Annotated in this window: 1 protein-coding gene; it reads right to left on the bottom strand. The window is 64.2% G+C overall.

The features are described 5' to 3' along the window. Window positions 1–751, bottom strand: a 751-nt coding sequence (locus ACIRS4_RS37815) for an AMP-binding protein (RefSeq protein WP_404204745.1), incomplete at its 3' end; no start/stop codon positions are given. Between the last annotated feature and the right edge of the window lie 454 nt (window positions 752–1,205).

Raw genomic sequence — 1,205 nt, 5'->3', positions numbered from 1 at the left:
CCTCGTCCCAATCGAGCCACCGGGCCACCACGGTCTCGCTGGAGGCGGGCAGCGAGTCGGTGGCGGCCTGCTCTGCCGGAAAGCGAATGGTGGGGAAGCCCTCCCGTTGCTTGACCAGCACGGTTCTCGGGGCGGTGGTCTCGGCGAGGTCGAGGGCGGCGAGCACGATCGGCGGGTATTCGATGCGGCGTCCGGGTTCCAGGCCGCCGGAGGCCGTGATGATCAACACAGGTTCGGCGTCGTCGATGCGGGCCGCGAGTTCGTGGGCGGCGAAACCGCCGAAGACCACCGAGTGCACCGCGCCGATCCGGGCGCAGGCGAGCATGGCGATCACGGCCTCGGGAATCATCGGCATATAGATGACGACGCGGTCACCGGTCTTGACGCCCAGTCGCAGCATGGATCCGGCAAATCGGGCGACTTCGTCGAGCAACTCCCGATATGTGTAAATCCGCCTGGACCCGGTCATAGCCGAGTCGTATATTAGGGCCGGTTGTTGGGCGCGGCCTCCCTCCTGGCCTTCGAGAGAGCCTTCGGGAGTTGTGATCTCGCGCACATGTCGATCAAGCGCGTTGTAGGAGGTGTTGAGGCGAGCGTCGGGAAACCACCGCGCCGCCGGGCGGGCGGCAGTATCGAGAATCTGGGTGGGAGGCACGTCCCAGCTGATGGATTCGGCCGCGGTGCGCCAGAACTCCGAGGGATCGACCAGGCTCAGCTGATACGCCGGTCGGTACTCCTGCTTCGCGTTCAACCCGGTGACTCCCTAGCTCCGCCTTGTGTCCTGAGAAGCGCTGAAGATGCCCGCCTCGATAGATCAGCCTGATTGTGGCAGACTTCACGCGACGTCCGGGCGGGCGCCGCGACCTTTGATTTTGCCTGGAATAGGCAGGTCAGGGACCGGTGGTTGCCAAGAGGTCACACAAGAAGTTATTGATCCGTTAGAATCGCATGTCACATATTTCGGCCGTCATGGACGCAATTTCTCGGCCAGCCGCCGTTCTCGGTCAGCTCCGTCTGTCGAGCCGAGCGTGCGATCGCTCGGAGGCTCGCTGATGGCGCGTGGCTGGGGCCAGTTTGGAAAGTGAGTGGGAGATGCGTGACGCCGCTAGGTCCGGCAGCAATAAGCGCTGGGCGCTGAGCAACTGGGACCTGCGATGGAAGGTCACGGCGGTGCTCGCCGTGCCGTTGTTGGTCGCTGTTGTGCT

Source organism: Streptomyces sp. NPDC101166, from assembly GCF_044768125.1.
Lineage (GTDB): Bacteria > Actinomycetota > Actinomycetes > Streptomycetales > Streptomycetaceae > Streptomyces.
This window is presented reverse-complemented; position numbering and strand designations above follow the sequence as displayed.